26 protein-coding genes are annotated in these 26,030 nt (G+C 65.0%); 9 read left to right on the top strand and 17 right to left on the bottom strand.

All coding sequences use genetic code 11. From position 1 onward, the window contains the following. The 6 genes from PIN01S_RS27050 to PIN01S_RS21195 form a co-directional block, all read left to right on the top strand. A partial coding sequence (locus PIN01S_RS27050) for a hypothetical protein (protein WP_218024722.1) occupies positions 1-182 on the top strand: 182 nt, incomplete at its 5' end. Positions 183-299: 117 nt separating this feature from the next. Further along, positions 300-1,397: a saccharopine dehydrogenase family protein gene (locus PIN01S_RS21215; protein WP_084338712.1), complete on the top strand. Its 1,098-nt coding sequence runs from the start codon at positions 300-302 to the stop codon at positions 1,395-1,397. Between the two features lie 166 nt (positions 1,398-1,563). Next, positions 1,564-2,352: an ABC transporter ATP-binding protein gene (locus PIN01S_RS21210; RefSeq protein ID WP_084338710.1), complete on the top strand. Its 789-nt coding sequence runs from the start codon at positions 1,564-1,566 to the stop codon at positions 2,350-2,352. A 35-nt stretch (positions 2,353-2,387) separates the two neighbouring features. Next, complete coding sequence (locus PIN01S_RS21205) at positions 2,388-3,083, top strand: ABC transporter permease (RefSeq protein ID WP_084338708.1); 696 nt, start codon at positions 2,388-2,390, stop codon at positions 3,081-3,083. Continuing rightward, complete coding sequence (locus PIN01S_RS21200) at positions 3,080-3,769, top strand: ABC transporter permease (protein ID WP_084338706.1); 690 nt, start codon at positions 3,080-3,082, stop codon at positions 3,767-3,769. The genes PIN01S_RS21205 and PIN01S_RS21200 overlap by 4 nt, the downstream gene beginning before the upstream one ends. Before the next feature lie 95 nt (positions 3,770-3,864). Next, positions 3,865-4,326, top strand: a complete 462-nt coding sequence (locus PIN01S_RS21195) for an Lrp/AsnC family transcriptional regulator (protein WP_084338704.1) — start codon at positions 3,865-3,867, stop codon at positions 4,324-4,326. A gap of 34 nt (positions 4,327-4,360) precedes the next feature. Here the strand turns inward: PIN01S_RS21195 and PIN01S_RS21190 are convergent, their stop codons facing one another. From PIN01S_RS21190 to PIN01S_RS21175, 4 genes are all read right to left on the bottom strand, one after another. After that, positions 4,361-6,043 (bottom strand): thiamine pyrophosphate-binding protein, encoded by a 1,683-nt coding sequence (locus PIN01S_RS21190; protein ID WP_084338702.1) that lies wholly within the window; start codon positions 6,041-6,043, stop codon positions 4,361-4,363. Between the two features lie 251 nt (positions 6,044-6,294). Then, positions 6,295-7,686 carry a 2-oxoadipate dioxygenase/decarboxylase HglS gene (gene hglS / locus PIN01S_RS21185; protein ID WP_084338700.1) on the bottom strand — a complete coding sequence of 464 codons (1,392 nt, stop codon included), beginning with the start codon at positions 7,684-7,686 and terminating at the stop codon, positions 6,295-6,297. A gap of 147 nt (positions 7,687-7,833) precedes the next feature. Beyond that, positions 7,834-9,084 (bottom strand): 2-aminoadipate transaminase, encoded by a 1,251-nt coding sequence (locus PIN01S_RS21180; protein ID WP_084338698.1) that lies wholly within the window; start codon positions 9,082-9,084, stop codon positions 7,834-7,836. A gap of 169 nt (positions 9,085-9,253) precedes the next feature. Next, positions 9,254-10,138, bottom strand: a complete 885-nt coding sequence (locus tag PIN01S_RS21175) for a LysR substrate-binding domain-containing protein (protein ID WP_084338696.1) — start codon at positions 10,136-10,138, stop codon at positions 9,254-9,256. Positions 10,139-10,270: 132 nt separating this feature from the next. On the opposite strand from PIN01S_RS21175, the gene amaB reads away from it, so the two are divergent. Then, positions 10,271-11,761: an L-piperidine-6-carboxylate dehydrogenase gene (amaB, locus tag PIN01S_RS21170; protein WP_084338694.1), complete on the top strand. Its 1,491-nt coding sequence runs from the start codon at positions 10,271-10,273 to the stop codon at positions 11,759-11,761. A 379-nt stretch (positions 11,762-12,140) separates the two neighbouring features. Beyond that, positions 12,141-14,132, top strand: coding sequence for an AAA family ATPase (locus tag PIN01S_RS21165; RefSeq protein WP_084338692.1), 1,992 nt, complete (start codon positions 12,141-12,143; stop codon positions 14,130-14,132). A 12-nt stretch (positions 14,133-14,144) separates the two neighbouring features. On the opposite strand, the gene PIN01S_RS21160 is transcribed toward PIN01S_RS21165, so the two are convergent. The 5 genes from PIN01S_RS21160 to PIN01S_RS21140 all read right to left on the bottom strand — a co-directional run bounded on the left by PIN01S_RS21160 (position 14,145) and on the right by PIN01S_RS21140 (position 18,763). After that, positions 14,145-14,762 carry a TPM domain-containing protein gene (locus tag PIN01S_RS21160; RefSeq protein ID WP_084338690.1) on the bottom strand — a complete coding sequence of 206 codons (618 nt, stop codon included), beginning with the start codon at positions 14,760-14,762 and terminating at the stop codon, positions 14,145-14,147. Between the two features lie 36 nt (positions 14,763-14,798). Beyond that, entirely contained in the window at positions 14,799-15,521 is a 723-nt protein-coding gene (locus PIN01S_RS21155) for a TPM domain-containing protein (protein WP_084338688.1), read from the bottom strand. After that, complete coding sequence (locus PIN01S_RS21150; RefSeq protein WP_084338686.1) at positions 15,521-16,123, bottom strand: LemA family protein; 603 nt, start codon at positions 16,121-16,123, stop codon at positions 15,521-15,523. Before PIN01S_RS21150 ends, PIN01S_RS21155 begins: the two co-directional genes overlap by 1 nt. 91 nt (positions 16,124-16,214) lie before the next feature. After that, a complete protein-coding gene (locus PIN01S_RS21145; RefSeq protein ID WP_084338684.1) occupies positions 16,215-17,435 on the bottom strand; it encodes a CaiB/BaiF CoA transferase family protein in 1,221 nt (406 codons plus the stop codon). Positions 17,436-17,584: 149 nt separating this feature from the next. Then, a complete protein-coding gene (locus tag PIN01S_RS21140) occupies positions 17,585-18,763 on the bottom strand; it encodes an acyl-CoA dehydrogenase (protein ID WP_084338682.1) in 1,179 nt (392 codons plus the stop codon). A gap of 176 nt (positions 18,764-18,939) precedes the next feature. Between PIN01S_RS21140 and PIN01S_RS21135 the strand changes: the two genes are divergently transcribed. Next, the gene (locus PIN01S_RS21135) at positions 18,940-19,893 is read left to right on the top strand and encodes a LysR family transcriptional regulator (RefSeq protein ID WP_084338680.1); all 954 of its coding nucleotides are present in this window, start codon (positions 18,940-18,942) and stop codon (positions 19,891-19,893) included. Here the strand turns inward: PIN01S_RS21135 and PIN01S_RS21130 are convergent. The 8 genes from PIN01S_RS21130 to xcpS are packed head-to-tail and all read right to left on the bottom strand — an operon-like array spanning position 19,877 to position 25,969. Then, positions 19,877-20,398, bottom strand: coding sequence for a type II secretion system protein M (locus PIN01S_RS21130; RefSeq protein WP_084338678.1), 522 nt, complete (start codon positions 20,396-20,398; stop codon positions 19,877-19,879). The genes PIN01S_RS21135 and PIN01S_RS21130 overlap by 17 nt on opposite strands. A gap of 4 nt (positions 20,399-20,402) precedes the next feature. After that, entirely contained in the window at positions 20,403-21,542 is a 1,140-nt protein-coding gene (gspL, locus tag PIN01S_RS21125; RefSeq protein ID WP_084338719.1) for a type II secretion system protein GspL, read from the bottom strand. A gap of 5 nt (positions 21,543-21,547) precedes the next feature. Next, positions 21,548-22,525 (bottom strand): type II secretion system minor pseudopilin GspK, encoded by a 978-nt coding sequence (gene gspK, locus PIN01S_RS21120; protein ID WP_084338676.1) that lies wholly within the window; start codon positions 22,523-22,525, stop codon positions 21,548-21,550. Then, a complete protein-coding gene (gene gspJ, locus PIN01S_RS21115) occupies positions 22,522-23,250 on the bottom strand; it encodes a type II secretion system minor pseudopilin GspJ (protein WP_090257379.1) in 729 nt (242 codons plus the stop codon). Before gspJ ends, gspK begins: the two co-directional genes overlap by 4 nt. 5 nt (positions 23,251-23,255) lie before the next feature. Beyond that, positions 23,256-23,663 carry a type II secretion system minor pseudopilin GspI gene (gene gspI, locus PIN01S_RS21110; protein ID WP_084338672.1) on the bottom strand — a complete coding sequence of 136 codons (408 nt, stop codon included), beginning with the start codon at positions 23,661-23,663 and terminating at the stop codon, positions 23,256-23,258. Then, positions 23,660-24,322, bottom strand: a complete 663-nt coding sequence (gene gspH, locus PIN01S_RS21105) for a type II secretion system minor pseudopilin GspH (RefSeq protein ID WP_084338670.1) — start codon at positions 24,320-24,322, stop codon at positions 23,660-23,662. The genes gspI and gspH overlap by 4 nt, the downstream gene beginning before the upstream one ends. After that, on the bottom strand, positions 24,322-24,750 hold the full coding sequence (gene gspG, locus PIN01S_RS21100; RefSeq protein WP_084338668.1) for a type II secretion system major pseudopilin GspG: 429 nt from the start codon (positions 24,748-24,750) through the stop codon (positions 24,322-24,324). The genes gspH and gspG overlap by 1 nt, the downstream gene beginning before the upstream one ends. 4 nt (positions 24,751-24,754) lie before the next feature. Continuing rightward, on the bottom strand, positions 24,755-25,969 hold the full coding sequence (gene xcpS, locus PIN01S_RS21095) for a GspF family T2SS innner membrane protein variant XcpS (RefSeq protein ID WP_084338666.1): 1,215 nt from the start codon (positions 25,967-25,969) through the stop codon (positions 24,755-24,757). Between the last annotated feature and the right edge of the window lie 61 nt (positions 25,970-26,030).

Below are 26,030 nucleotides of genomic sequence, written 5' to 3'. Positions count from 1 at the left end.
GCCGACACAACCCCTTTCTCTTACTCAACCCTTTGATTATCAAGGAGTTTTTCATTCAGGCTGCGCCGGAAGTGGCGCGCATTATAGAGCCATTCGAACAACCGTCAACGACTTTTTTGACCATTCGCTTCGAAAAAGATCATGTGCTACGCCAAAGTTCCTCCCCGTGCTCTATTCTGTAGGCCGATATCGACTAAATGATGTTTATGTCTGGCTAAATGATGCGTTTTGCGTCTTATTGTCGTTACAGGTGCTACCTAGACTGGTCGGCAACTCAATCGCACCTGGAGAAAACAACAATGAACGTCCTCCTGCTCGGCGCCGGCCACATCGGTTACACCATCGCCCAACTCCTGCATAACTCCGGCGACTACAAGGTGCTTGTCGCCGACCGCGACGAAGAATCGCTTAAGAGTATCGCCAGTCTGGGTATCGCGACCCGTCAACTGGACTCATCAGATAGCAGCGCCCTGGAAACCACCCTGCGTGCATTCGATGCCGTCCTTAACGCTCTGCCGTACCACATGGCAATTACCGTGGCCACGGCGGCCAAGAAGGCAGGCACTCATTACTTCGATCTGACCGAAGACGTCCACGCCACCAAGACCATCCGTACCCTGGCCGAAGGCTCCCAAACAGCGTTCATGCCCCAGTGCGGTCTTGCTCCTGGCTTCATCGGCATTGCCGCCCATTCCCTGGCCAGCCGTTTCGACAGCATTCGCGAAGTGAAGATGCGTGTCGGCGCGTTGCCTGAGTTCCCAACCAACGCCCTCAAGTACAACCTGACCTGGAGCGTGGACGGCCTGGTCAACGAATACTGCCACCCCTGCGAAGCCATCCGTAACGGCCGACTGCAATTGGTACAGCCGCTGGAAGGCCTCGAGCATTTCTCTCTGGACGGCGTGGAATACGAGGCATTCAACACTTCAGGCGGCCTGGGCACTTTGTGCGAAACGCTGGAAGGCAAAGTCGAAGTGCTGGACTACAAGACCGTTCGCTATCCCGGCCATCGCGATCTGATGAAGTTCCTTCTCGAAGACCTGCGTCTCGCCGGCAACCAGGAGAAGCTGAAGGACATTCTTCGCGGTGCCGTACCAAGCACCATGCAGGACGTCGTCCTGGTGTTCGTCACCGTCAACGGTCTGCGCGACGGCAAGCTGGTTCAAGAGGTGTTCAGTCGGAAGATCTTCGCCGCCGAACAGAATGGGCGCCTGACCAGCGCCATCCAGATCACCACGGCGGCCGGCATCTGCGCCGCGCTCGATCTGTTCCGCCAAGGCCAACTGCCGCAGTCCGGCTTCATCAGCCAGGAGCAGGTTTCGCTCGAGGCTTTCCTGGCCAACCGTTTCGGCATGGCGTACGAAGCCCATACCAACGAAGCTCGAGAAGCTGCCTGAGCGATACAGTGACATGGCTGCCGTTTTTCGCGGCAGCCATGTGCCCAGGAAAACAGGCGGACTGACGCGTAAGACCCGCTCCTGAGCTGTTACCGATACGCCTCGCGGCGTACCGGCCAAAGCGTCAGCCGCCGTGCCCAGAATAAGAATAAAAAGAGGAATGACCATGAACGGCTCCACCGCCGCGCTGGAAATCCGCAACCTGCACAAACGCTACGGCGATCTCGAGGTGCTCAAGGGCATCTCACTCACCGCTCGCGACGGCGACGTGATCTCCATCCTCGGTTCCTCCGGTTCCGGCAAGTCCACCTTCCTGCGCTGTATCAACCTGCTGGAAAACCCACACCAGGGCCAGATCCGGGTCGCCGGCGAAGAGCTCAAGCTCAAACCCGCCCGCAACGGCGAACTAGTCGCCGCCGATAACAAGCAGATCAACCGCCTGCGCAGCGAAATCGGCTTCGTTTTCCAGAACTTCAACCTCTGGCCGCACATGACGGTGCTCGACAACATCATCGAGGCACCGCGCCGCGTGCTCGGCCAGAGCAAGGCGGAAGCCACCGAAGTGGCCGAGGCGCTGCTGGCCAAGGTCGGTATCGCCGACAAGCGCCACGTCTATCCCACCCAGCTTTCCGGCGGCCAGCAGCAGCGCGCGGCGATCGCCCGCACCCTGGCGATGCAGCCGAAGGTCATCCTGTTCGACGAGCCCACCTCGGCCCTCGATCCGGAAATGGTACAAGAAGTGCTTAACGTGATCCGCGCGCTGGCCGAAGAGGGCCGCACCATGCTGCTGGTCACTCACGAAATGGGCTTCGCCCGTCAGGTTTCCACCGAGGTGGTATTCCTCCACCAAGGCTTGGTCGAAGAGCAGGGACCGCCGCAGCAGGTGTTCGAGAACCCGCAATCGGCGCGCTGCCGGCAGTTCATGTCGATGAACGAACCGGCTCTTTCAGCCTGAACACCTTTCCCAGGTACTTCCTCCAGGTGATCGATATGCTTCCCGACCTCCACGGATTCGGGCCGGCGCTGGCCGCCGGCACCTTGATGACCATCAAACTGGCACTTTCGGCGCTGTCGCTGGGTCTAGTGCTCGGCCTGCTCGGCGCACTGGCCAAGACCTCGCCCTACAAGCCGCTGCAATGGGTGGGCGGCAGCTATTCGACCATCGTGCGCGGCGTGCCCGAGCTGCTCTGGGTGCTGCTGATCTACTTCGGCACCGTCAATCTGATGCGTGGCCTGGGTGAATGGTTCGGCAATCCGGAGCTGGAACTGAGTGCCTTCGCGGCTGGCAGCATCGCCCTTGGCCTTTGCTTCGGCGCCTATGCCACCGAAGTTTTCCGTGGCGCGCTGCTGGCGATTCCCCGGGGACATAGCGAGGCGGGCCACACCCTCGGCCTGTCCAAGGGCCGGATCTTCTGGCGGCTGATCATGCCGCAGATGTGGCGCATCGCCCTGCCCGGCCTGGGCAACCTGTTCATGATCCTGATGAAGGACACGGCGCTGATCTCGGTGATCGGCCTGGAGGAAATCATGCGGCGCTCGCAGATCGCGGTGACCTCCAGCAAGGAGCCGTTCACCTTCTACCTGGTGGCCGCCTTCATTTACCTGAGCCTGACGGTCATCGCCATGGTAGGACTATCCATCATGGAGAAACGCGCGAACCGCGGCTTCCGGAGGGCCATGGCATGAACTGGGAGCTGATCATCAAATGGCTGCCGCGTCTTGCCGAAGGCGCGCTATTGACGCTGGAGCTGGTAGGCATCGCGGTGATCGCCGGGCTGCTCCTTGCCCTGCCACTGGGCATTGCTCGTGCTTCGCGACACTGGTACGTGCGCGCCTTCTCCTACGGCTACATCTTTTTCTTCCGCGGTACACCGCTGCTGGTGCAGTTATTCCTGGTCTATTACGGCGTGGCGCAGTTCGAGGCGATTCGTCAGGGGCCGCTCTGGCCATACCTGCGCGATCCCTATTGGTGCGCAGTGCTGACACTGACCTTGCATACCGCCGCCTACATCGCCGAAATCCTGCGTGGTGCCATCCAGGCGGTGCCCCATGGGGAGGTGGAGGCAGCGCGGGCATTGGGCATGTCGCGGGCACAGGCGCTGTTGCATGTGATCCTGCCGCGCGCGGCGCGTATCGGCCTACCGGCCTACAGCAACGAGGTGATCCTGATGCTCAAGGCCAGCGCCCTGGCCAGCACCATCACCCTGCTGGAACTGACCGGCATGGCGCGGACCATCATCGCCCGCACCTACCTGCCGGTGGAAATCTTCTTCGCCGCCGGGATGTTCTACCTGCTCGCCGCCTATGTACTGGTACGTGGCTTCCGCTTGCTGGAGCAACGTCTGCGGGTGGATGCCTGTCGCTCACGCTAATGCCTGTCCGGGGGCGCAGTGAGAAAGGCATCCACATTTACTGCTCCGTCTTACACAATACCTCGCTGAACCCCTGACGCGTGGATGCCGTCTCGATGTCTGATCTGCCTTCCTTCCGCCTGGACGATATCGATCGCCAGTTGATCGCCGCATTACAGCTGAATGCGCGCGAGAGCGTGGCCATGCTGGCGCGCAAGCTCGGCATTGCCCGTACCACGGTGATTTCCCGACTCGCCCGCCTGGAGAAGAACAAGGTGATTACCGGCTACGGCTTGCGCCTCGGTCAGAGCGTCCTGGACGGCGGGCTACAGGCTTACGTGGGCATTACTCTGCAGCCGCGCTCGGGCAAGGAAGTGCTGCGCCGACTCACCAACATGGCGGAAGTCCAGCAGCTCTGCACAGTGAGCGGCGAGTTCGACTTCGTTGCCTGGTTGCGAGCGGAATCGCCGGAGCGGCTCGACCAGCTTCTGGATGAAATCGGCGCAGTAGATGGCGTGGAAAAAACGACCACGTCGATCATTCTTTCCTGCAAGCTGGATCGGGGTCAGAAGCTCTGAGGACTCGCGACGGAGCGAATCCGTCGCGGGTTGTTCAATGACCCTGCAAGGCCTGTTCGCGAATCTGGCTCAGGCTCTGGCGCGGAGTCAGCGCTTCAGGATCGAGGCGAATCTCGATCAGCGCCGGCCTGCCGGCTTCCACGGCGCGCTCGAAGGCGGGCGCGAATTCGGCCGTGCTGGCAACGACTTCGCCATGCAGGCCATAGGCTCGCGCCAGCGCGGCGAAATCCGGATTGTGCAGCCCGGTGCCGGAGACCCGGCCTGGGTAATGACGTTCCTGATGCATGCGGATGGTTCCGTACATGCCGTTGTTCACAACGATGACGATCAGGTTGGCGCCGTATTGCGCGGCGGTCGCCAGCTCCTGGCCGTTCATGAGGAAGCAGCCGTCGCCGGCAAAGGCGATCACCATACGCTCCGGCGCGGCCAGCTTGGCGGCGATCCCGGCGGGTACGCCATAGCCCATCGAGCCATTGGTGGGGCCGAGCTGGGTACGGAAGTGGCGGTATTGATAGAAGCGCTGCACCCAGACGGCATAATTGCCGGCGCCGTTGGTAAGGATGGCGTCGGCGGGGAGACACTGACGGAGCCAGGCGATGATTTCCGCCATTTGTACCGGGCCGGGAGAGGCGGGGCAGTCGAGATTGGCCTGGTAGTGCTCGTTCAGGCTGCGGGTCCAGGCGGCATAACCTGGCTCCTGCTGCGGCTCGAGGCCGGCAGCCTGCGCGGCGAAGGCTGCCATGCCGCTGTTGATCCCCAGCGTCGGCTGGTAGACGCGACCCAGTTCCTCGATGCCGGCATGGATGTGCACGAGGCTCTGCCGAGGTACCGGTACGTCCAGCAGGCTGTAGCCGCCCGTCGTGATTTCCCCCAGGCGCGCACCGACCACCAGCAACAGATCGGCATCGCGCACCGCCTGGGCCAACTTCGGTCCGGCGGCCAGGCCAAGGTCTCCTGCATAGTTCGGGTGCCGGTTGTCGAACAGGTCCTGACAGCGGAAGGAGGCGGCTACCGGAAGCTCCCAGCGCTCGGCAAAACGGCGAATGTCGTTCACAGCCGCCGCATTCCAGTCGCCACCGCCGAGAATCATCAGGGGGCGCTGGGCGCGCTCCAGAAGACGGGACATTTCGCCCAGGTCGCTTGCAGACGGGTGCGCCTCGATGTGTTTGGCGGGCCCCGCATCGGAAACTTCGACGCTATCGGTCAGCATGTCCTCCGGAAGCGCCACCACGACCGGCCCCGGTCGGCCGTTGATGGCTCGGTGAAAGGCCTGGCTGATCAGCTCGGGGAGGCGTCGGGCGTCATCCACCTGGACGACCCACTTACACAGCGGGCCGAACATGCGACGGTAGTCGATCTCCTGGAACGCTTCGCGCTCCGCCTGATCCCGGGCCACTTGGCCGATGAACAGAAGCATCGGCGTGGAATCCTGGAAAGCGGTGTGCACACCGATCGAAGCGTTGGTCGCCCCCGGGCCACGGGTGACGAAGCAGATGCCCGGCTTTCCGGTCAGCTTGCCATACGCCTCGGCCATGTAGGCCGCGCCACCTTCCTGGCGGCAGACCACCAGTTCGATGTCGTCCTGTGCGTCATGCAGCGCGTCCAGCACGGCCAGGTAGCTCTCCCCCGGTACGCAAAAGGCACGCTCTACTCCATTGATGCGTAGCGCATCGACCAGAATCTGTCCGCCAGTGCGGGGGCGTATCGAATGGACCACGGGAGACTCCTGACCAGTTGGATTGCAGGTAAGTGTAGGTATCCGCCCGTTTCCTTCACGGTTCTACAGCCCCAGCACCTGCACTCGTGGGTGTTTCAACGTCTCGCCCCGATGACACCAAGGATCGAGACAGGCCTCAAACGAAAATATCGACTCGGTTCATTCCGGATGCGACTGAACGGTCACCGCCTGAAAAACGGCACCTCGCTGGCGGAAGACGGGGCGCCAGCGAAGTGCCTGGAAACGAAACGTCAGCCGAGGCTGGCCAGCCCCAGTTGTGCCGCGCACTGCTCGAGCGAACGCCGCTGGGTCTCGGCATACAGCGCCAGTTCATCATTCACCGAAGCCCCGAGGTCACGCTCGAACTGCTCGCGGTTGGACAGTTGCGCATAGCTGTCGCGTCCCTGGTCGCCCAGGTTGGACTGAAAGATTCCGGCCGCGCTAACCGGCAGGAAATCCTCGTACACCAGCGGCTCGACACTCAGGTAGCCGCCACGCAGCAGGCTCTCCAGATCACCGGGCAAGCTGCCGTCCGCTTTTCCGGCCATACCCTTGCCGGTGACGAAGTAGCGGAAATAGGCGAGCCCATGGCGACGCATCAGGTCATAGTCGTCCGGGAAATCGGCGAAGTGGTCGCCAAGCACGCGCTGGTAGGTTTCCGGATCGTCTTCCCCGCGAATGACTTCGCGGGTGGATTGCAGGAGCTGGTCGTACAAGGCCCGACCTTTCGGGGTCAGGGCCACGCCACGTTGTTCGATCTCGCCGAAACGAGCTGTATGACTGCCGGCCGTCACGCGACCCTCGCCGATGAAGTCCACTTGCTCCTGCAGCGCCTTGAAGCTGGTCTGGCGCAGCAGAATCGGGCACTTGCGCCGCGGCGGTCCTTCGATGATCGCCTTCGGCGTGATACCGTGGCGCGGCATGCCGACCTGTACGGCATCAATATCCAGGGTGCGTGGTGTGAGGTGGTTGATGTGCGGCCCCTTGAACGCCACCACGTCGGCGATCAGCCGGTGTTGATCGTGCAACTGCCGGTAGACCTCGGCACTGACGGTCGCTTCGCGGTGCCAGCGGAAGGTCTCCAGCGCCTCTTCGACGAACGTCTCCGCTTCCGCTGCGTTCAGCCCGCCAACGCGCTCGAACTGCTCGATCAGTTCCAGCACGCGCGGCGTGAAGATGCTGCGCCGGGCCAGAATCGCGCGCGACGTCTCGCGCAACGCGGGGTTGTCGATCAGTTCCAGGCGCAACAACGAGGTGAAGACCCGGAACGGCGAACGCTGCAGCGCATCCTCATGAATGGCGCGGAAGGCCGTAGAGTGCACCGGTACCCCGGCGCAGGACAGGTCGTAATAGCCCACCGGGTACATACCCATCACCGCAAACAACCGGCGGATGGTGGCCAGCTCTTCCGCAGTACCGACCCGGATCGCCCCGTGGCGCTCCATGTCCAGGCGCTCCATTTCACCGGTCCGCCGTAACTGCTCGGCCAGGGCCGGCTCGGCTGCGAGAGTCTCGCAATTCACCTCACCCACCAGCTCCAGCAGCGTGCCGTATAGAGGCACCTCCGTCTTGTACATCGCCGACATGGCCTGGGAGAAACGGGTGCGAATGTCATCCGGATTAACGAAAGCCTGAACGCTCATGTGAACACGACTCCTGGAGCCGCCGAGACCACAGCCTCGGCAAAGATAGATTCCACGTGGTAATGCAAAGCCATTCTCTGCAACCGGAACATCCCTTACAAACGACTAATCTTCTTTTGATCATTCCCCAAAGGAATCAAATGCCGATCATTCGAGCGCAGCCAGACAGCGTTCGAAGATGTCGAACCCTTCCTCCAGGCAAGCGCGTTCGATGGTCAGCGGAGCCAACAGGCGGACGACATGCCGCGCCTTGCCGCTGGGCATCAGCAGCAACCCCTGCTCCCGTGCGGCCGCCAGCAATACCGCCATCCGCGCCGTACCGGGCGTCCCGTCCGCCGCGCGCAGCTCGATACCACGCATGGCGCCGACACCGTTTAGACGGCCGAGCACGCCGGACCACGGCATCCCTTGCCAACGCCGGTAGCGCTCGAGGATGACGCCCTCCTGCTGCTCCCCCCAGCCGGACAGATTGGCGTCGCTCATCTGTTCCAGGGTGGCCAGGGCGGCGGCACAGCCCAGCGGATTGCCCGAGTAGGTACCGCCCAATCCACCCTTGGGTAACGCATCGAGCAGTTCGCGGCGACCAACCACTGCCGCCAGGGGCAGGCCGCCCGCCATGCTCTTGCCGAGCAGCAACAGGTCCGGCTCGATGCCCAGGCGTGAGAAGGCGAAGCGCTGGCCGGTACGACCGAAGCCGGACTGGATTTCATCGATGATCAGCACGATTCCGTGCGCATCGCAGAAACGCCGCAGGTCCTGGGCGAAAGCCGGGTCCAGGGCCAGGAAGCCCCCCTCCCCCTGCACCGCCTCGACGATGATGCAGGCCACCTCGGACTTATCGATTTCGACGCTGAACAGACGGTCCATGGCCTGCAGGCCCTGCTCGCGCGTCACGCCGGTGTCGGCGCTGGGATACGGCAGGTGATAGACCGGCCCGGGGAGGTTGCCCACCTTCTGTTTATAGGGCGCCACCTTGCCGTTGAGGTTGAGCGTGGCCAGGGTGCGGCCGTGGAACCCCCCGTCGAAGGCGATCACCGCGCTGCGTCCGGTGGCGGCGCGGACGATCTTGAGCGCGTTTTCCGCCGCCTCGGCACCGCTGTTGGTGAGCATGCCGGACAGCGGATAGCTGACCGGAATGAAACGATCCAGCGCTTCCATCAACTGCCCGTATCCGGCATGCGGCACGGCGTTGAAGGCGGAATGCGTCAGCCGTCCGGCCTGCTCGCGTACCGCCTCGACCACCTGCGGGTTGCAATGACCGAGGTTGAGCACGCCGATACCTCCGACGAAGTCGATGTAGCGCTTACCGTCGGTGTCCCAGACTTCCGCGTTGCAGCCGTGGGACAGGGTGATGGGATGGACGATGGCCAGGGACTGGCTGATATGGGCGTGGCTCATGCCGCGGCCCCCTGGCTCGACAGACCGGACATGACGCCGCACGGGGTGATCGCAGACATGGGCAGTTCCTCTCGCTGGATGGTGAGGCACCTATGAAAGCGAGAGGCGCACAGCCCCACAAACGAAAAAAAATCGCCGGGTCATTCCTTTTTTTCGGGAAGCGACGGCTTCAGAGCTGACTGCGAATCCACTTCACGAACGTCCGAATCTTCGGCACCTCGGCGGCATGCTCGGCATACGCCATGAAATGCCTACCGTTGCTGCGCATCGGATGATCCCAGGGGATCACCAGCTTGCCCTCCGCCAGCTCGTCTTCCACCAGGTAGCGCGGGACCAGCGCCACGCCACAGCCGGACTGTGCGGCACGGATGCACATATAAAAGGTGTCGAAACGTGGGCCATGGTAGCTGTGCTCGGTTTCCAGTTCCTGGCCGAGGAACCACTCGTGCCAGGCCTCGGGGCGCGAACCGCACTGCAGCAAGACCATGCGCGTCAAGTCCAGGGCGCTGCCCAACGGTTGCCCGGGCAGGATGTCCGGCGAGCAGACCGGCACTACCTCCTCGCCGAACAGCTCGATGCACTCCGCCCCCGGCCAGGTGCCCTGACCGAAGAAGAACACCACGTCGGCCTTGCCTTGCAGCAGGTCGAAAGGCTCCAGCTCGTTATGGATATCCAGATGGATGTTCGGGTTGCTGGCACCGAAGCCCTTGAGATGCGGAATCAGCCAGCGCGCGCCGAAGGTGGGCTGGGTGGCCACGGTCAGCACCTCGGTCTCTCCGCCATACGACAGGATGTAGCGGGTAGACATCTCCACCTGATTGAGAATCTTGTTCACCTCGCCCAGGTACAGCGAGCCAGCCGGCGTCAGTTGCAGGCGCCGGCGAATGCGGCGGAATAGCAGGTGCTGAAGCATCTCTTCCAGTTGCGCGACCTGCTTGCTCACCGCGCTCTGGGTCAGGTGCAGCTCTTCCGCCGCACGGGTGAAACTGAGGTGGCGGGCGACCGCCTCGAAGCATTGCAGGGCCGTCATCGACGGCATCAGGCGCTTGGACATGGCTGATCTCGGAACGCGCGAATTGATGAATCCAAGGAATGACGTGGCGAATAAAGGTCGCTTGTAGGCCACCAGCAGGCGGATTAATACTGACCCGATCCGAAATAGCAACCAACAACGAAGGAGAGCGCCATGGTCGACGGACTCTTGAGCCGCCTCGGCGTCAGTGCCAGTGCGATTACCAACGGTACCCACCCGGTCCACACCCCCATCGATGGCAGCCGGATCGGCAGCGTCGCCCTTGAGGACAAAGCCGCCGTGCTGGCCCGGATCGACCGCGCCGAGCAGGCCTTCAAGGCCTGGCGCAGCATTCCGGCCCCGCGCCGTGGCGAACTGGTGCGGCTGTTCGGCGAAGTGCTGCGCGAGCACAAGGCCGACCTCGGCGAGCTGGTTTCCTGGGAAGCCGGCAAGATCACCCAGGAAGGCCTGGGCGAAGTGCAGGAAATGATCGACATCTGCGACTTCGCCGTCGGCCTGTCGCGCCAGCTCTACGGCCTGACCATCGCCTCCGAGCGTCCCGGCCACCACATGCGTGAGACTTGGCACCCGCTCGGCGTGGTCGCGGTGATCAGCGCCTTCAACTTCCCCGTCGCGGTCTGGGCCTGGAACGCTACCCTGGCGCTGGTCTGCGGCAACCCGGTGATCTGGAAGCCATCGGAAAAGACCCCGCTCACCGCCCTGGCCTGCCAGGCCCTGTTCGAGCGCGCCCTGAAAGCCTTCGGCGATGCGCCGCAAGGACTCAGCCAACTGGTCATCGGTGACCGCGCCGCCGGCGAAGCGCTGGTGGACGATCCGCGCGTGGCCCTGGTCAGCGCCACCGGTTCCACCCGCATGGGTCGTGAAGTCGGCCCGCGCGTGGCGGCCCGTTTCGGTCGCAGCATTCTCGAGCTGGGCGGCAACAACGCGATGATCCTCGCCCCCAGCGCCGATCTGGACATGGCCGTGCGCGCCATTCTGTTCGGTGCGGTGGGTACCGCCGGCCAGCGCTGCACCACCCTGCGCCGCCTGATCGCCCACGAATCGGTGAAGGACGACATCGTCGCCCGTCTCAAGGCCGCCTATTCGAAGATCCGCATCGGCCATCCGCTGCAAGGCAATCTGGTCGGCCCGCTGATCGACCGCCAGAGCTTCGAGGCCATGCAGAACGCCCTGACCAAGGCCCGCGCCGAAGGCGGCCAGGTGTTCGGTGGCGAGCGCCAGTTGGAAGCGCAGTTCCCCAACGCCTACTACGTGTCGCCGGCCATCGTCGAAATGCCCGGACAGACCGAGGTGGTGCGCCACGAGACCTTCGCCCCGATCCTCTACGTCATGACCTACACGGACTTCGACGAAGCGCTGCGGATGAACAATGAAGTGCCGCAGGGCCTGTCTTCCTGCATCTTCACCACCGACGTGCGCGAGGCCGAGCAGTTCCAGAGCGCGGCGGGCAGCGACTGCGGCATCGCCAACGTCAACATCGGTACCAGCGGTGCCGAGATCGGCGGCGCCTTCGGTGGCGAGAAGGAGACCGGTGGAGGCCGCGAATCCGGCTCCGACGCCTGGAAGGCTTATATGCGTCGGCAGACCAACACGGTGAACTACTCCCGTGAGCTGCCCCTGGCCCAGGGCATCGTCTTCGACTGATCGCCCCCACGCCAACGCGCCAGACGGCCCGCTCATCCGAGCGGGCCGTTTCGTTTGTGGCATCACGTCCGTCCGAATTGTTTCCGGCTTTATCCCTTCCGTTTGTCGCGGTTCGGCTTCACGACCGCCCGGCAACCCCGGCCCAGAGCCCCGCGACAGCCCGCAAAGCGAAGCGGCACGCGGACTTCCGCCTTCCTCGTTAGTTCTATGGCAACCGACCAACGGTCCCCCGCTGAGGCTCAACCTCGGATTTACTCCGCCGATAGCCAGTGAGCGTCCCAGGCCAGGGCAGGCAACTCGCGAGTGGGTCGGTGACGCACTGGCTGTTGTGTGCCCCCTGTGGGCGTGTGTTAGCGATCGAATCCTGCCTGGAAGTGCAATGAAGAAATCCGATTTCCTGAAAAACCGCCTGCGTCTGGCGTTGTCCGTGCTCGGCCTGCTTGTCCTGCTGGGTGCCGGCCTCTCGTACTGGCAGTGGCAGGGCCGCGACGCGACGGCCGATGCGACGGCGCCCGGCAGCATCGAAGCGATGCTGGCCGAGCTGCACGAATCCACTTCGCCGTGGCGCGAGCAGCGCCGCGATCTTTCCGCCCTGGTCGACGACATCCGCGCCGGGCGCATCGCTACGGCCGCGCTGAGCGACGAGGCGGTCTACGTTTCCACCCACGATGGCGGGCGCTACTGGGTGCCGGACCAGTCCGGGCGCATCGGCGAGATGATCCTGCGCGACTACGGCCAGGGTAGCGCCGCGCTGTTCCCGGTCAGCCTGTTCGACACCGACGGCGAGGCCCCGTGGTATCGCCGCGCTCTGGTGTTCTGGCCGTTCTACCTGCTGTTCGCCGGCGGCCTGATCGTTGCCGCCCTCAAGCTGCAGCCGTTCAAGACGCAGCGCAAAGGCACCGGCATTTCCTTCGACGACGTAGTTGGCGCCAGTGAAGCCAAGCAGGCGTTGCAGGACGTCACCGCCTACCTGCGCGATCCGGCCGCCTTCGCCGCCCTCGGTGCGCGACCACCCAAGGGCGTGCTGCTGACAGGCGAGCCCGGCACCGGCAAGACCCAACTGGCCAAGGCCCTGGCCACCGAATGCAATGCCCACTTCATTCAAGTCACCGGCAGCGACTTCTCGTCGATGTACTTCGGTGTCGGTATCCAGAAGGTCAAGTCGCTGTTCCGCACTGCACGCAAGAATGCGCCGTGCATCATCTTCATCGACGAGATCGACGGCCTCGGCCGCCGCTCCGAGCAGAGCCGCTCCAGCGACACCGAAAGCAACCGCATCATCAACCAGTTCCTCACCGAGCTGGACGGCTTCGAGGCCGCCGCCGGCGTGCTGGTGCTGGGCGCTACCAACTTCCCCAACTCGCTGGACCCGGCACTGGTGCGCGAAGGCCGCTTCGACCGCTCCATCGCCGTCGCCCTGCCGACCCTGGGTGAGCGCCAGGCGCTGTTCCGCCTGTATACCGGCAAGATTCGCCTGGCCGGCGAAGCGGATTTCGAGCAACTGGCACGCAACACCGTGGGGCTGACCCCGGCGGCGATTTCCTACATCGTCAACCACGCCGCGCTGCTCGCGGCGCGGGCCGGCCAGCAGCAGGTCGAGATGAACCATCTGGTGGACGCCATCGAAACCTGCCGCATCGGCGAACAGCCGTCGGCAGTCACCCCGCTGTCGGAGACCGACCGTACCCGCATCGCCGTGCACGAAGCCGGTCACGCCCTGGTGGCCGCCGCACTGAAGGTCGGCCGAGTGGAGAAAGTCACCATCCTGCCGCGCGGCCAAGCCCTCGGTGTGACCCTGGTGACGCCGGTGGAAGACAAGCGCCTGCACCTGGAATCCGAGTTGCGCAACCGCATCAAGATGCTGCTGGCCGGCCGCGGTGCCGAGCAGTTGCACTTCCATGAGGTATCTTCCGGCGCCGGGCAGGACTTGCAGGAAGCCTCCAAGCTGGCGCTGTCCATGGTCGGTGCGCTGGGCATGGGACCGAAGGGGTCGTTGCTGAGCCTGCAAGCCGTGCGCGAGGCGCATATCGACTGCGATCCGCGCGAAGCGCTGGAAGCCGCCGACGCCTTGCTGCACCAGCTCAACCAGGAATGCCTGGCCCTGCTGCAACGGCTCAAGCCGGCACTCGACCTGGTCACCCAGCGCCTGCTGGAAGAAGAAACCATCCCCGGCGAAGAAGTGCTGGCGGCCATCGAGAACCTGCCGCAGCAGGACGTCGCCGCCCTCGGCGCGCTGGTGGGCCATGGCCGGCCGCATCTGGAGCGGGTCGCCGCCTCGGCCTTCGAAGTCCCGTTGAATGGCGCTGCGCCGGATTTCGAGCCACACGCCGATGACGACGGCGACGATCAGGGAGGCATGTGCCGGGCCTGACCCGGCACTCCCTCAAGGCAGGACGATCAACCGATTGGGCAGCTCGTTGCGTTCGTGTGTCGCCGGCACGTGTTGCTGGAGCAACTCGCCGCAGCCCCGGATGCAACCGAGGAAGCCTTCCAGGGTCCGCCCACGGCGAACCTCTGCCGTGAAAACGTCCACCAGCGCCTGCCAGGCACCGTCGTCGATCCGGCTGGAAATGCCCCGGTCGACGATGATCTCGACGTAACGCTCCGCTTCCGAGACGAAGATCAGCATGCCGGTGCCGGCCTCGGTGTGATGCAGGTTGTGCTCGAGAAATTGCCGGCGGGCCAGATTGGCGGCCCGCCAATGCCGCACCGCGCGAGGAATCAGCCGGCTGGTCAAGGACGGGATACGCCCCAGCAGGGCCAGCAGCGCAAAGGTCAGCCACTGCACCAGCAACAGTTGCGCGGCACTCAGCCAGCCACCGAAGAAATTCGCCGCTCCGGGAAGCATCAGGGCGACGAGACTGGCCCAGAGCAACGGGATGTAGGCGTAATCGTCCGCCCGCGTCGCCAGCACCGTTACCAGTTCGGCATCGGTATGGCGCTCCACCTCGGTGATCGCATCGGCCACGCGTTGCAGCTCGGCTTCGCTCAATAGCGTCATCTGTCCCCTCGATTCATCCTGTCGCGCCGGCAGGCCTCACCAGCCGCCGGAGGCACCACCCCCGCCGAAGCCACCGCCTCCACCGCCGAAACCGCCACCCCCTCCCAAGCCGGAGCCCCGGCCCATGCCGCCGAGCAGCGCTCCCAGGAGCAAGCCCCGGCCACCGCCGCCGCCCAGCAGGGCAATGACCACCAGCATCATGAAGAAGAACCCCAACGCCATGAGCCCCGGCGGTTGCTTGGCTGCCGCGGGATCGACCGAGCTGGCCAGGGGCTCGCCGCCGAGCACCTGGATCATCGCCGCCGCGCCTTCGCTGATACCCCGGCTGAAGTCGCCCTGGCGGAACGCCGGCAGGATGACGCCGTTGATGATCAGGGCGGATTGCGCATCGGTCAGGCGCTCTTCGAGGCCGTAACCGACCTCGATACGTACACGCCGCTCCTCACGTGCCACGATCAACAGGGCGCCGTTGTCCTTGCCCTTCTGGCCGATGCCCCAGTGGCGTCCCAGCGCCACGCCGAACTCTTCGATACTCCGGCCCTGGAGGTCTGGCAGCGTCACCACCACCACCTGCTCGCCCGTGGCCTGCTCGTGGGCGGCGAGCATGCCGGACAGGCGTTGTTCGGCCGCCGGATCGAGCATGTCCGCCCGATCCACCACACGGCCGGTCAGCGGCGGAAACGTCGGCTCCGCCGCCTGCACCCGGGCAAGGCCGCAGAGCAGCAGAACAGCCAGGCACAGAAGGGCGCGAAGGCGCATCAGAACTTCACTTGCGGCGCCTGTTCCGCATCCTTGGCGGTGGCCTCGAAGCTCTCGCGGATCGGCATGTCGCTGTACAGGATCATGTGCCAAATCCGGCCGGGAAAGGTGCGGATTTCCGTGTTGTAGCGCTCGACCGCCGCGATGAAATCACGCCGGGCCACGGCGATCCGGTTCTCGGTGCCTTCCAGCTGGGATTGCAGGGCGAGGAAGTTCTGGTTCGCCTTGAGGTCGGGGTAGCGCTCGGACACCGCCATCAGTCGGCTCAAGGCCCCGGTGAGCTGGGCCTGGGCCTGCTGGAATTGCTGCAGCCGCTGGGGATCGTCGAGGGTATTGGCATCCACCTGGATGGAGGTCGCCTTGGCCCGCGCCTCCACCACCGCGGTCAGGGTCTCCTGCTCGTGGCTGGCGTAACCCTTGACCGTTTCCACCAGGTTGGGAATCAGATCGGCCCGACGCTGGTACTGGTTTTCCACCTGCGCCCAAGCCGCTTTCACCTGCTCGTCGTAACGCGGGATGTTGTTGATGCCGCAACCGGTCAGCAGGGCTGCCAGCCAGAGCAGAGGAATCAGTCGCCAAGTCGCCTTCCACGTTGTCCGCATCGTTGTCTCCCGGTTGGTTCGACAGTTCGTTAGGCCGTCGAAGTCGGCGAGAGTTTAGTCGATGGGTTTCCCGGCTTCCCTCGAATGGTGCTCAGACCACCCCCGCCTCACGCAGCGCGGCGATGCGTTCGGGGCTCAAGCCCAGCACCTCGCCGAGCACCCGTTCGGTGTGCTCGCCCAACAGCGGCGGGGCGTTGCGATATTGCACCGGTGTTTCGGAGAGGCGGATCGGGCTGGCCACCTGGGGCACCGTGCCGGCCAGGGGATGCGGCAACTCGACGCGCAATCCGCGAGCCTGGACCTGCGGGTCGGCGAACACCTGGGCCAGGTCGTTGATCGGCCCGCACGGCACCCCGGCCTCTTCCAGCAAGGCGACCCATTGCGCGGTGGTCTTGAACACCGTGGCCTGGCGGATCAGCGGAATCAGCTCGGCGCGATGGGCGACGCGGGCCTGGTTGGTGGAAAAACGCGGGTCGTCGGCCCACTCCCGGAAGCCGGCGACCTCGCAGAACTTGCGGAACTGACTGTCGTTGCCCACGGTGAGGATGATGTCGCCGTCGGCCGTGGGGAAATCCTGGTAAGGCACGATGTTCGGATGGGCATTGCCCAGCCGCCGGGGCGGTACGCCAGTGGTCAGGTAGTTCATCGCCTGGTTGGCCAGGCAGGCGACCTGCACGTCGAGCAAAGCCATGTCGATGTGCTGGCCGATGCCACTCTGGTCGCGATGGTTCAGGGCGGCGAGCACCGCCACGGTGGAATACAGGCCAGTGAGAATGTCGGTCAACGCCACGCCCACCTTCACCGGGCCGGCACCCTCCTCGCCCTCCGGGCGCCCAGTCAGGCTCATCAGCCCGCCCAGCCCCTGGATCATGAAGTCGTAGCCGGCGCGCTTGGCGTAAGGACCGTTCTGCCCGAAGCCGGTGATGGAGCAGTAGATCAGGCGCGGGTTGAGCGCTTTGAGCGACGCGTAGTCGAGCCCGTAGGCCGCCAGCCCGCCGACCTTGAAGTTCTCCAGCACCACATCGGCCTTGGCGGCCAGCTCGCGGACCAGTTGCTGGCCTTCCGGCTGGGTGAAGTCCACCGTCACCGACTGTTTGTTGCGATTGGCCGACAGGTAATACGCCGCCTCGCGGGTGTTTTCGCCCTGCGCATCCTTGAGGAACGGCGGGCCCCAATGGCGGGTGTCGTCACCGACGCCAGGGCGCTCGATCTTGATCACCTCGGCGCCGAGATCGGCCAGGATCTGCCCGGCCCAGGGCCCGGCCAGCACGCGGGAAAGGTCGAGCACACGGATATGGGACAGTGCGGACATAAGCGGAGCCTCACGCTGCAGGCTTCAAGCGACAAGAGTTGCACCCGGTCGACGGTCGGACTCCTGGCGCTTGATGGATGTTCGGTTCGAAAGCCGCGGGCCCGTGCCGCTGTCTGGCGGCTTGAAGCGTGCGGCTTGCCGCTGCTCTTTTAAAAGAACGCCTGGATACCGGTCTGGGCTCGACCAAGAATCAGCGCGTGAACATCATGAGTGCCCTCGTAGGTGTTCACCACTTCGAGATTGACCAGATGGCGGGCCACGCCAAATTCGTCGCTGATACCGTTGCCGCCCAGCATGTCGCGGGCCATACGGGCGATATCCAGGGCCTTGCCGCAGCTGTTGCGCTTCATGATCGAGGTGATTTCCACCGCCGCGGTACCTTCGTCCTTCATCCGGCCGAGGCGCAGGCAGCCTTGCAGGGCCAGGGTGATCTCGGTCTGCATGTCCGCCAGCTTCTTCTGGATCAGTTGGTTGGCCGCCAGTGGACGGCCGAACTGCTGGCGGTCCAGGGTGTACTGGCGCGCGGTGTGCCAGCAGAATTCGGCGGCACCCAGCGCGCCCCAGGAAATCCCGTAGCGGGCCGAGTTCAGGCAGGTGAAGGGTCCTTTCAGGCCGCGCACCTCGGGGAAGGCGTTCTCTTCGGGGACGAACACGTTGTCCATGACGATCTCACCGGTGATGGATGCCCGCAGGCCGACCTTGCCGTGGATCGCCGGGGCGCTCAGGCCCTCCCAGCCTTTTTCCAGGACGAAGCCGCGGATATCGCCGGCATCGTCCTTGGCCCACACCACGAACACGTCGGCGATCGGGCTGTTGGTGATCCACATCTTGCTGCCGCTCAGGCGGTAGCCGCCGTCCACCTTCTTCGCCCGGGTCACCATCGAGCCCGGGTCGGAGCCGTGATTGGGTTCGGTCAGGCCGAAGCAACCGATCCACTCGCCGCTGGCCAGCTTGGGCAGGTACTTCTGCTTTTGCGCCTCGGAGCCGAATTCGAAGATCGGCACCATCACCAAGGACGACTGCACGCTCATCATCGAGCGATAGCCGGAATCAATGCGCTCGACCTCGCGGGCGATCAGGCCGTAGCACACGTAGTTCAGACCGCTGCCACCGTATTCGGCGGGAATGGTCGCGCCGAGCAGGCCGGTTTCGCCCATCTCGCGGAAAATCGCCGGGTCGGTGCGCTCATGGCGGAAGGCTTCCAGCACGCGCGGAGCCAGCTTGTCCTGGGCGAACTGCGCGGCGCTGTCACGCACCATGCGCTCTTCTTCGGTCAGTTGCTGATCGAGCAGCAGCGGGTCGATCCAGTTGAAGCTTGCTTTGGCCATGGAAAACCTCGTCGGACAGTGGCTAGAAGCGGGAAGCCGCTCCATTCGATGTCCTGATGCTAGGCAACGACGGAGAGGAGGGCAAACGACGATTTCGCACGCTATTGTGCGTTTTACTCACTTCGAGATAAGGTTAAGGCCATCTTTCGCCCGTTTTCCTTGAGTCAACCGCATAGATGCGCCGCAAGATTCCCAGCACCTCCGCGCTCCTCGCCTTCGAGGCCGCCGCCCGCCACGAAAGCTTCACCAAGGCCGCCGACGAGTTGAGCCTGACCCAGAGCGCCATCTGCCGGCAGATCGGTGCGCTGGAAGAATTCCTAGGCATCGAATTGTTCCGCCGCTCGCGACGCGGTGTGAAGTTGACCGAGGCGGGCCTTTCCTACAGCCGGCGGGTGGCCGCGCAACTGGATGCGGTGGAGCGTGACACCCTCTCGGTGATGGGCCAGCATGGCGCCGGCCGGCTCGAACTGGCGGTGGTGCCGACCTTCGGCACGCAATGGCTGTTGCCCCGGCTGAAACACTTCCAGGCACTGCATCCGCAGGTCACGGTGAACCTGACCAACCGCACCCGCCCCTTCCTGTTCGCCGATACCGAGTTCGATGCCGCGCTCTATTTCGGCGATGGCGACTGGTCGGGCACCGAGGCGTATTTCCTGATGCCGGAGAATTCGATGCCGGTGTGCAGCCCGGCCTTGCTGGCGGGCCGTGCGCAGCTCGACGCCGAGGCAATCGCCCGGCTGCCGCTCTTGCAACAGACCACCCGTCCCTATGCCTGGCGGCAGTGGTTCGATTCGCTGGGAATGAACGTGGCGCGGGACATGACCGGGCCGCGCTACGAGCTGTTCTCCATGCTCGCCCAGGCCGCCGAGCACGAAATGGGCGTAGCGCTGATCCCTCCGTTCCTGATCCAACGCGAGCTGCGTGAAGGCCGGCTGGTGGTGGCGATGGAGCATGCCAGCCACAGCGACAAGGCGTATTACCTGATCATCCCGGAGCGCAAGGTGGAATCGGCGGCGCTGCGCGCCTTCCGCGACTGGCTGGTGGAAGAGGCGCGGCGCTACCGGGAGGAGAACCCCACCGAGGTCACCGACCCCGGCGGAGCAGCCCGCGGGATCAGCCGCCAGCCTTGAGGGTCAGCCGCGCGTTCACCTTGCCGGTGCTGGCCCGGTCGAGGCTGACCTCGGCCAGTCGCACACCCTGTGCCTGCAACTCACCGAACCAGCGCAGCATGGCGGCGAACGGTGCTTCGGCCAGGCTGACCAGCAGCCCTTCGGAATCACTGTCGAAACGCTCCACCACCAGCCCGTGCTGCTGGGCGGTACGCGTGACCAGCCCTTGCAGTTGCTCGGCCTCCAGGCTGACCTGGGGCTTGGCGGAAACCTGGCGAGCCGCCTCCGCATTGCTTTGCAGGTAGGCATTCAGCTCCCGCTGCTGCTGGTAGTAATTGCGCGCGTCCTTGAGTTCGCGGGCGGCCGGCTGCCAGATGCTCAGGTAGAGCACCACACCGATCAGGAACGCGCCGAGCAGACCGAGCGCCATGCGTTCGCGCGGCGCCATCTGCTGCCAACGCTGCCAGAGCGGCGAACTGGTCGCGCGCGCGCTGAGTTGCTGTCGAAGTTGAACGAGTGCCTGCATGACTTCAGCTTCCTATGACGACACGGGCGGTCACGCCGCCTTCTTCACGGCTGGCGGAGCCCATCTGCACCGCGAGGCCGGCTTCGCTGAGGCGCTGGCGCAACTGCTCCAGCTCGGCAAAATCGCTGGCCCGCACCTGCAGGGCCAGATCGCCCCGGTTCTCGCTGTAATCCAGTTGGATCAGGGTCAGGTTCGGCGCTTGCAGCGGGCCGGCGACCTGATCGAGCAGGTGCAGGAACTGCCCGGAACCCGACGCGGCGCCCTGGGCCAGGTGCTCGGCGAACTGGGCACGCAAATTGACGATGCGCGTGTCCTCGGGAAACAGCTCGCGGTACAGCGCCTGGCTTTCGGCGGAGTAGGCATCGCCCTGGCGCTCCAGGTACCAGGCCTGGGCCAGGTTGAAGCCGACCTGCAACACCAGCCAGAGACCGGCGACGGCCAGCAGCGGCTTCCACTGCTCCAGGCTGCCGCCTTCCTGGCGCACGGCGAACTCGGCCTGGGCCAGGTCGACCGCCAGTGAGCGGCCATCGGCCAGGAAGCGGTAAGGCTCGATCACCCGGCGGTACTCGCCGACTTCCAGCGGAGGCTCTTCCGTCTCGCCGTACAGATGGAAGGGCAGCGGCAACTGATCCGCCAGCATCGGCCAGTCCTCCGCGGCGACCGCCAGACGCGCTTCGCTCACACCACCGACCAGCGCCCGATCACCCAACACCAGCACCTGGGTGCCGTCGCGCGGCAACAGGTCGGCATCCACGTGCACCGCACCGACCTTCAGCCCCTGCGCCTCCAGTTGCGCCAGCCAGCCGGCCAGCAGGCTGCGGCGCAGCGCGATGACCCGGTAGCGACCGTCGGACAGCCGCTCGCCCAGCGCCAGATGCAGCTGATCGACGTCCTCGGCAAGCAGCTCCTCCACCGCGTAAGGCAAAGCCTGGCGCAGCCAGCGCGCCTTCTGCGTCGGCAGGGCGACCGCCAGGGCGCTGCACACTTCGGCCGGCAGCACCAGGGCGACTGCCCGGCCCTGAACGGCTGCGGCGCAGTCCTCAAGGCTCATCCTGGCGCCCTCGCTTCCGGCGGGCAGGTGGTATACGCGGAGGCCCGCGCTCAACTCCGGCCCGCAATCGGGCGGCAGAAACAGGCAGTCCATGGTGTTCATTCTTCGTCACCTCGTTGGGCCACCGGCAGAATTGCCTGCCGGCCCAGATTGCGTTGCAGCACGCGGATGCGGCCGGTGTTCTCACGCTGTAGCAGGCTGACCAGCACCTGCTTGCGGTCGGCCACCCGCACCTCGCTGATGGCCAGGAAATAATTGCTGCCCACGGACAGCTTCTGGTTCTGCTGCCCGGCTCCCGCCAGGGCCGGCTGGCTGATGAAGGCATTCAGGTCGCGATAGCCTTCCTCACGCCGTCCTGCAACCAGTTCCTCGCCCACGCTGGGGTTCGGCGGGTTGACCAGGGTGGCCAGCACCATGGCGCTGGCGGTATTGACGTTGAGTGCCGTACCGGCTGGCAGCGCCGTGACATAGGGAGCCAGGCGGCGGAACTCCAGGTCGCTCATGCCGAGCAGCAGGCGCAGCTCGGAAACGTCGGTCAACTCCCGGTTGGCCGTGCGGTACGGCGGGTCGAGCAGCAGATACTGGTTATCCTCGGCCCCCTGCTCGCCACGCGGTTCCTGATCGGCATCCAGCCAGTCGACCAGGCGATCGGCGTAGCCCGGCTGCAGGCCCAGCAGCATCAGCAGGCGCTGGAACTGCTGGTAGGCCGGCTGGTTGAGCTGGCGCTGCTGGACGAGATTGTTCAGGTTGAAGCGGCCGGTCGGATCCTCGATGCGCACGGCGATTTCGCCCTGGTCGATGGGGAATACCGGCAGCGGTTTGGCCCAGGCCTCGCGCAGATGATCGACCGGCTGCTGCGGGTTGCTGCCGGGCGCCTTCAGGTCGCGGCTCAGGATTGACTGTGCCAGGGCCTCGCCGCCCAGAGCGTAGTGCCAGGCCTGTCGCGCCTGCATCTGATTGGAAGTGCTGCGTATCGCCAGTTGCTGGCGGGCGATCAGACCGGCACAGACCACCGTAACGATGGCCACCACCAGCAGCACCGTGATCAGGGCCACGCCCCGTTGCGCGCGCCTCATCCGGCATCGCCCCCCGGCTCGGGCTGCGTTCCGCCGTCACCGCCCTCCTGGCCATCGCCGCCTTCTTGCTCGCCGCCACCGCCTTGTTGCGCCGACGATTCGGCCGGCGCGTCCGGCAGGCGCAGCAGGCGGGTCAACTCACCGTAGCGACGGTGCTGCAGCTTGATCTCGACGGCCTGGGGCAGGCGGCTGCGCTCCTGTTCGCTGCCGCCGCTCTGCTCCGGCGGCCAGAGAGTCTGCCACTGGTTTTCCTTATCCAAATAGCGCAACTCCATGGCCGTGACGCCTTCCAGCACCTTCTGCACCCGCGGCTGGGTGTCCACCGCTTGGTCCAGCGGGACCCAATAGACCCGCTCCAGGGTCTCGCCGGCCAAACGCCAGCGCACCCGCTGCAATTGCGAGCGCGATTGCCCGGTGGGGTTGCGCCAGCCGCTGCGGGTCAGCTCGATGGCGGCCGAGCCGTCCAGCGTGCGCTGTTCGCCGAGGAAGGCGCCACGCTGGTCGCCATAGGCATCGCGCACCGGTCGGGCGATGACTTGTGACAGGTCGCGCTCCAGCGCCCAGAAGGCACGGGCCAGTTCGCGCAGGTTCTGCTCCTGGGCGCGAGTCGCCTCATCGCTGTGCAGCACGCTTTCCAGCATGCGGTAGGTGCCCAGGCTGAGCAGCGCGAAGATCGCGATGGCGATCAGCAGCTCCAGCAGGGTGAAACCACGGACGGTCCTGATCGCCATCAGCGCACCCCGATGAAGCCGGTGAGGCTGACCACGGCCCGGTCGCGCAGCGGCGTGCCGCTGCTGCGTTCGGGTCGCGGCGCCACCCAGACGGTGACACGGCGCATGCCCGGATCGCTGGTCGCTTCGATTTCGCTCAGCGTTTCCCAGCGGCGGCCGGCATATTCCAGTTCCTTGTTTTCCCGCCCCTCACCCGGGGAGGGGTTGGCGAGCTGAAGCTCGGTGATGCGGTTATCGGCGATCCATCCGGCCAGGGTCTTTTCTTCCAGGCGCATGGCGTTGGTCAGGCTGCGCCCGGCGGCACTCAAAACCACCGCCGCAACCGTCGCGAAGATCGCCAGGGCGACCAGCACTTCCAGCAGGGTGAACCCCCCGCTTCGCGGCCGACGGCCGAACACAGGCTTCATCGCCGCTCCTTGGCCAGTTCGGCCTTAGGCATCTGGAAGCCATCGCTGACCAGTTCGTAGACGGTGCCCTTGGACTCGCGCTCGGCGATTTCCAGGCGGAACGGCGACAGCTCGCCGCTGGACAGGATCAAGAGCTGCGGCTCCGGCTGGCGAGGGCCGCTCTTTTCCTTCTCTTTCTTTTCTTCGTCCTGGCTGAGCCCCGGTTCGTCGTCGTTCTCCTTGACCGGAGCGCTCAGCTTGAGGGGCTCGCCCTCCAGTTCGAGTTCCAGGCGCGCCCAGACCGGCACACGGTGCTCGTTCTGGCCGGGCACGGCGGCCCAGATGGCCTTGGCTTCGTCGTAGGCCAGCACCCGGTAGCTTTCGCTGCGTACCAGCAGGCCATACTCGCGGTTGTCGAGCACGGCCTCGTCACTGAGTACGGCGATCAGGCCGGACAGCCGCTGTGCCTCATCACGCAGCTCGCGGCTGGTGTTGGCGTTGCCCGTCGACAGCACCGCGAGACTGAGCAGGCTGCCGATGATCACCATCACCACCAGCAGTTCGATCAGGGTGAAGCCATCCTGGCGGCGTTCCGCAGGAGCCGGACCGTTCGCACTCCCGCGAAGGCCACTGCCGGTAACGGCCGGCGCGCTGGCGCCGGCCCCTGCGGATGTGCGCATCAGAGATCCCAGTTACCGATGTCGGCGTCCAGGTCGGAGCCCCCTTCCTTGCCATCGGCACCGAAGGAGTACAGGTCGAACGGGCCACGGGTCCCCGGCGCCAGGTACTGGTAGGGGTTGCCCCAAGGATCGACCGGCAGTTTCTTCAGGTAGCCGTCCTTGTTCCAGTTCTTCGGCTGCGGGTTGCCCGACGGGCGCTTTACCAGCGCCTCGAGGCCCTGCTGGGTGCTCGGGTAGGCGAAGTTGTCCAGCTTGTACATGTCCAGCGCGGCGGCAACGGCCTTGATGTCGCCTTTGGCCACGGTGACCTTGGCCTGGTCCGGACGGCTCATCACCTGCGGCACCACCAGCGCGGCGAGAATGCCCAGAATGACCACCACCACCATGATTTCGATGAGCGTGAAGCCCAGTTGCTTGCGTCGTTGCACGCGTTTACCCCACCAGTTGGTTGAGAGAAAGGATCGGTAGCAGTATCGCCAGAACGATGACCAATACCACCGCCCCCATGAAGACCAGCATGAAAGGCTCGAACAGGCCGACCAGCAGGGCGACCTGCGCAGCCAGGTCGTTTTCCTGATTGCGCGCGGTACGCGCCAGCATCTGATCCAGTTCGCCGGATTTTTCGCCGCTGGCGATCATGTGCAGCATCATCGGCGGAAATTCCTGGGTCGCATCCAGGGCGCGGGTCAGGCTGCTGCCCTCGCGCACCTTCTGCGCCGCCTCGATCACCTTGTCGCGGATGCGCAGGTTGGCGATCACCGCCGCGGCGATGGACAGCGCCTCCACCAGCGGCACACCGCTGCGCGACAGGATCGCCAGGGTCGAGGCGAAACGCGCGGTGTTGGTCGCCCGATTCAGCCGGCCGACCAGCGGCACGCGCAGGATGAAACCGTGCCAGCGGCGGCGCAGATGTTCTTCGCGCAAGGCCATGCGCAGCGCCATCACGCCACCGATTGCGCCGAGCAGCATCAGCCAACCCCAGGATTTGACCACATCGCTCACGGCGATCAGGCCGCTGGTCAGCGCCGGCAGCTCTTGCCCGGTGTTGACGAAGACCTTGACCACGTCCGGCACCACATAGCCGAGCAGGAAGCCGACGATGGTCAGCGAGGCGACCATCAGGATCACCGGGTAGAGCAAGGCGAGCTGAATCTTCTGCCGCGACTGCTGGCGCTGCTCGGTGTAGTCGGCCAGTTGGTCCAGCACTAGGCCCAGATGGCCGGCGTGCTCGCCCGCAGCGACGGTGGCGCGGTACAGCTCGGGGAAGGCCGACGGGTACTCCTTCAGGCTCGCCGCCAGACTGTGCCCCTCCAGCACCCGGGCGCGCACGGCGAGCAGCATGGATTTGATCTTCTGCGAAGTGGACTGCGCCGCGGCGGCGCGCAGCGCTTCCTCGATGGGCAGCGCCGCACTGACCAGCGTCGCCAGTTGACGAGTCACCAGCGCCAGGTCGCGGGCGGACAACCCATGCCCGAAGCTGAAACCACCGCTACCGCGTTCCTCCCGAGCCTTGGCCTGCTTCACCTCCAGCGGCGACCACTGCTTCTCGCGCAGCAACTGGCGTGCCTGGCGCGGGCTGTCCGCCTCCAGCAGGCCCTTGTGCTGGCGCCCCTTGGGGTCGATGGCGATGTATTCGAACGCGGCCATCAGCGAACGCCGCTCCCGGCTTCCGTGGCGAAGAAACGGCGGTCGCAGGCATGCCGCTGCT

Source organism: Pseudomonas indica NBRC 103045 (assembly GCF_002091635.1).
Classification (GTDB): domain Bacteria; phylum Pseudomonadota; class Gammaproteobacteria; order Pseudomonadales; family Pseudomonadaceae; genus Pseudomonas_M; species Pseudomonas_M indica.
The sequence above is the reverse complement of the archived record's forward strand: the minus strand, read 5'-3'. Positions and strand labels throughout refer to the sequence as shown.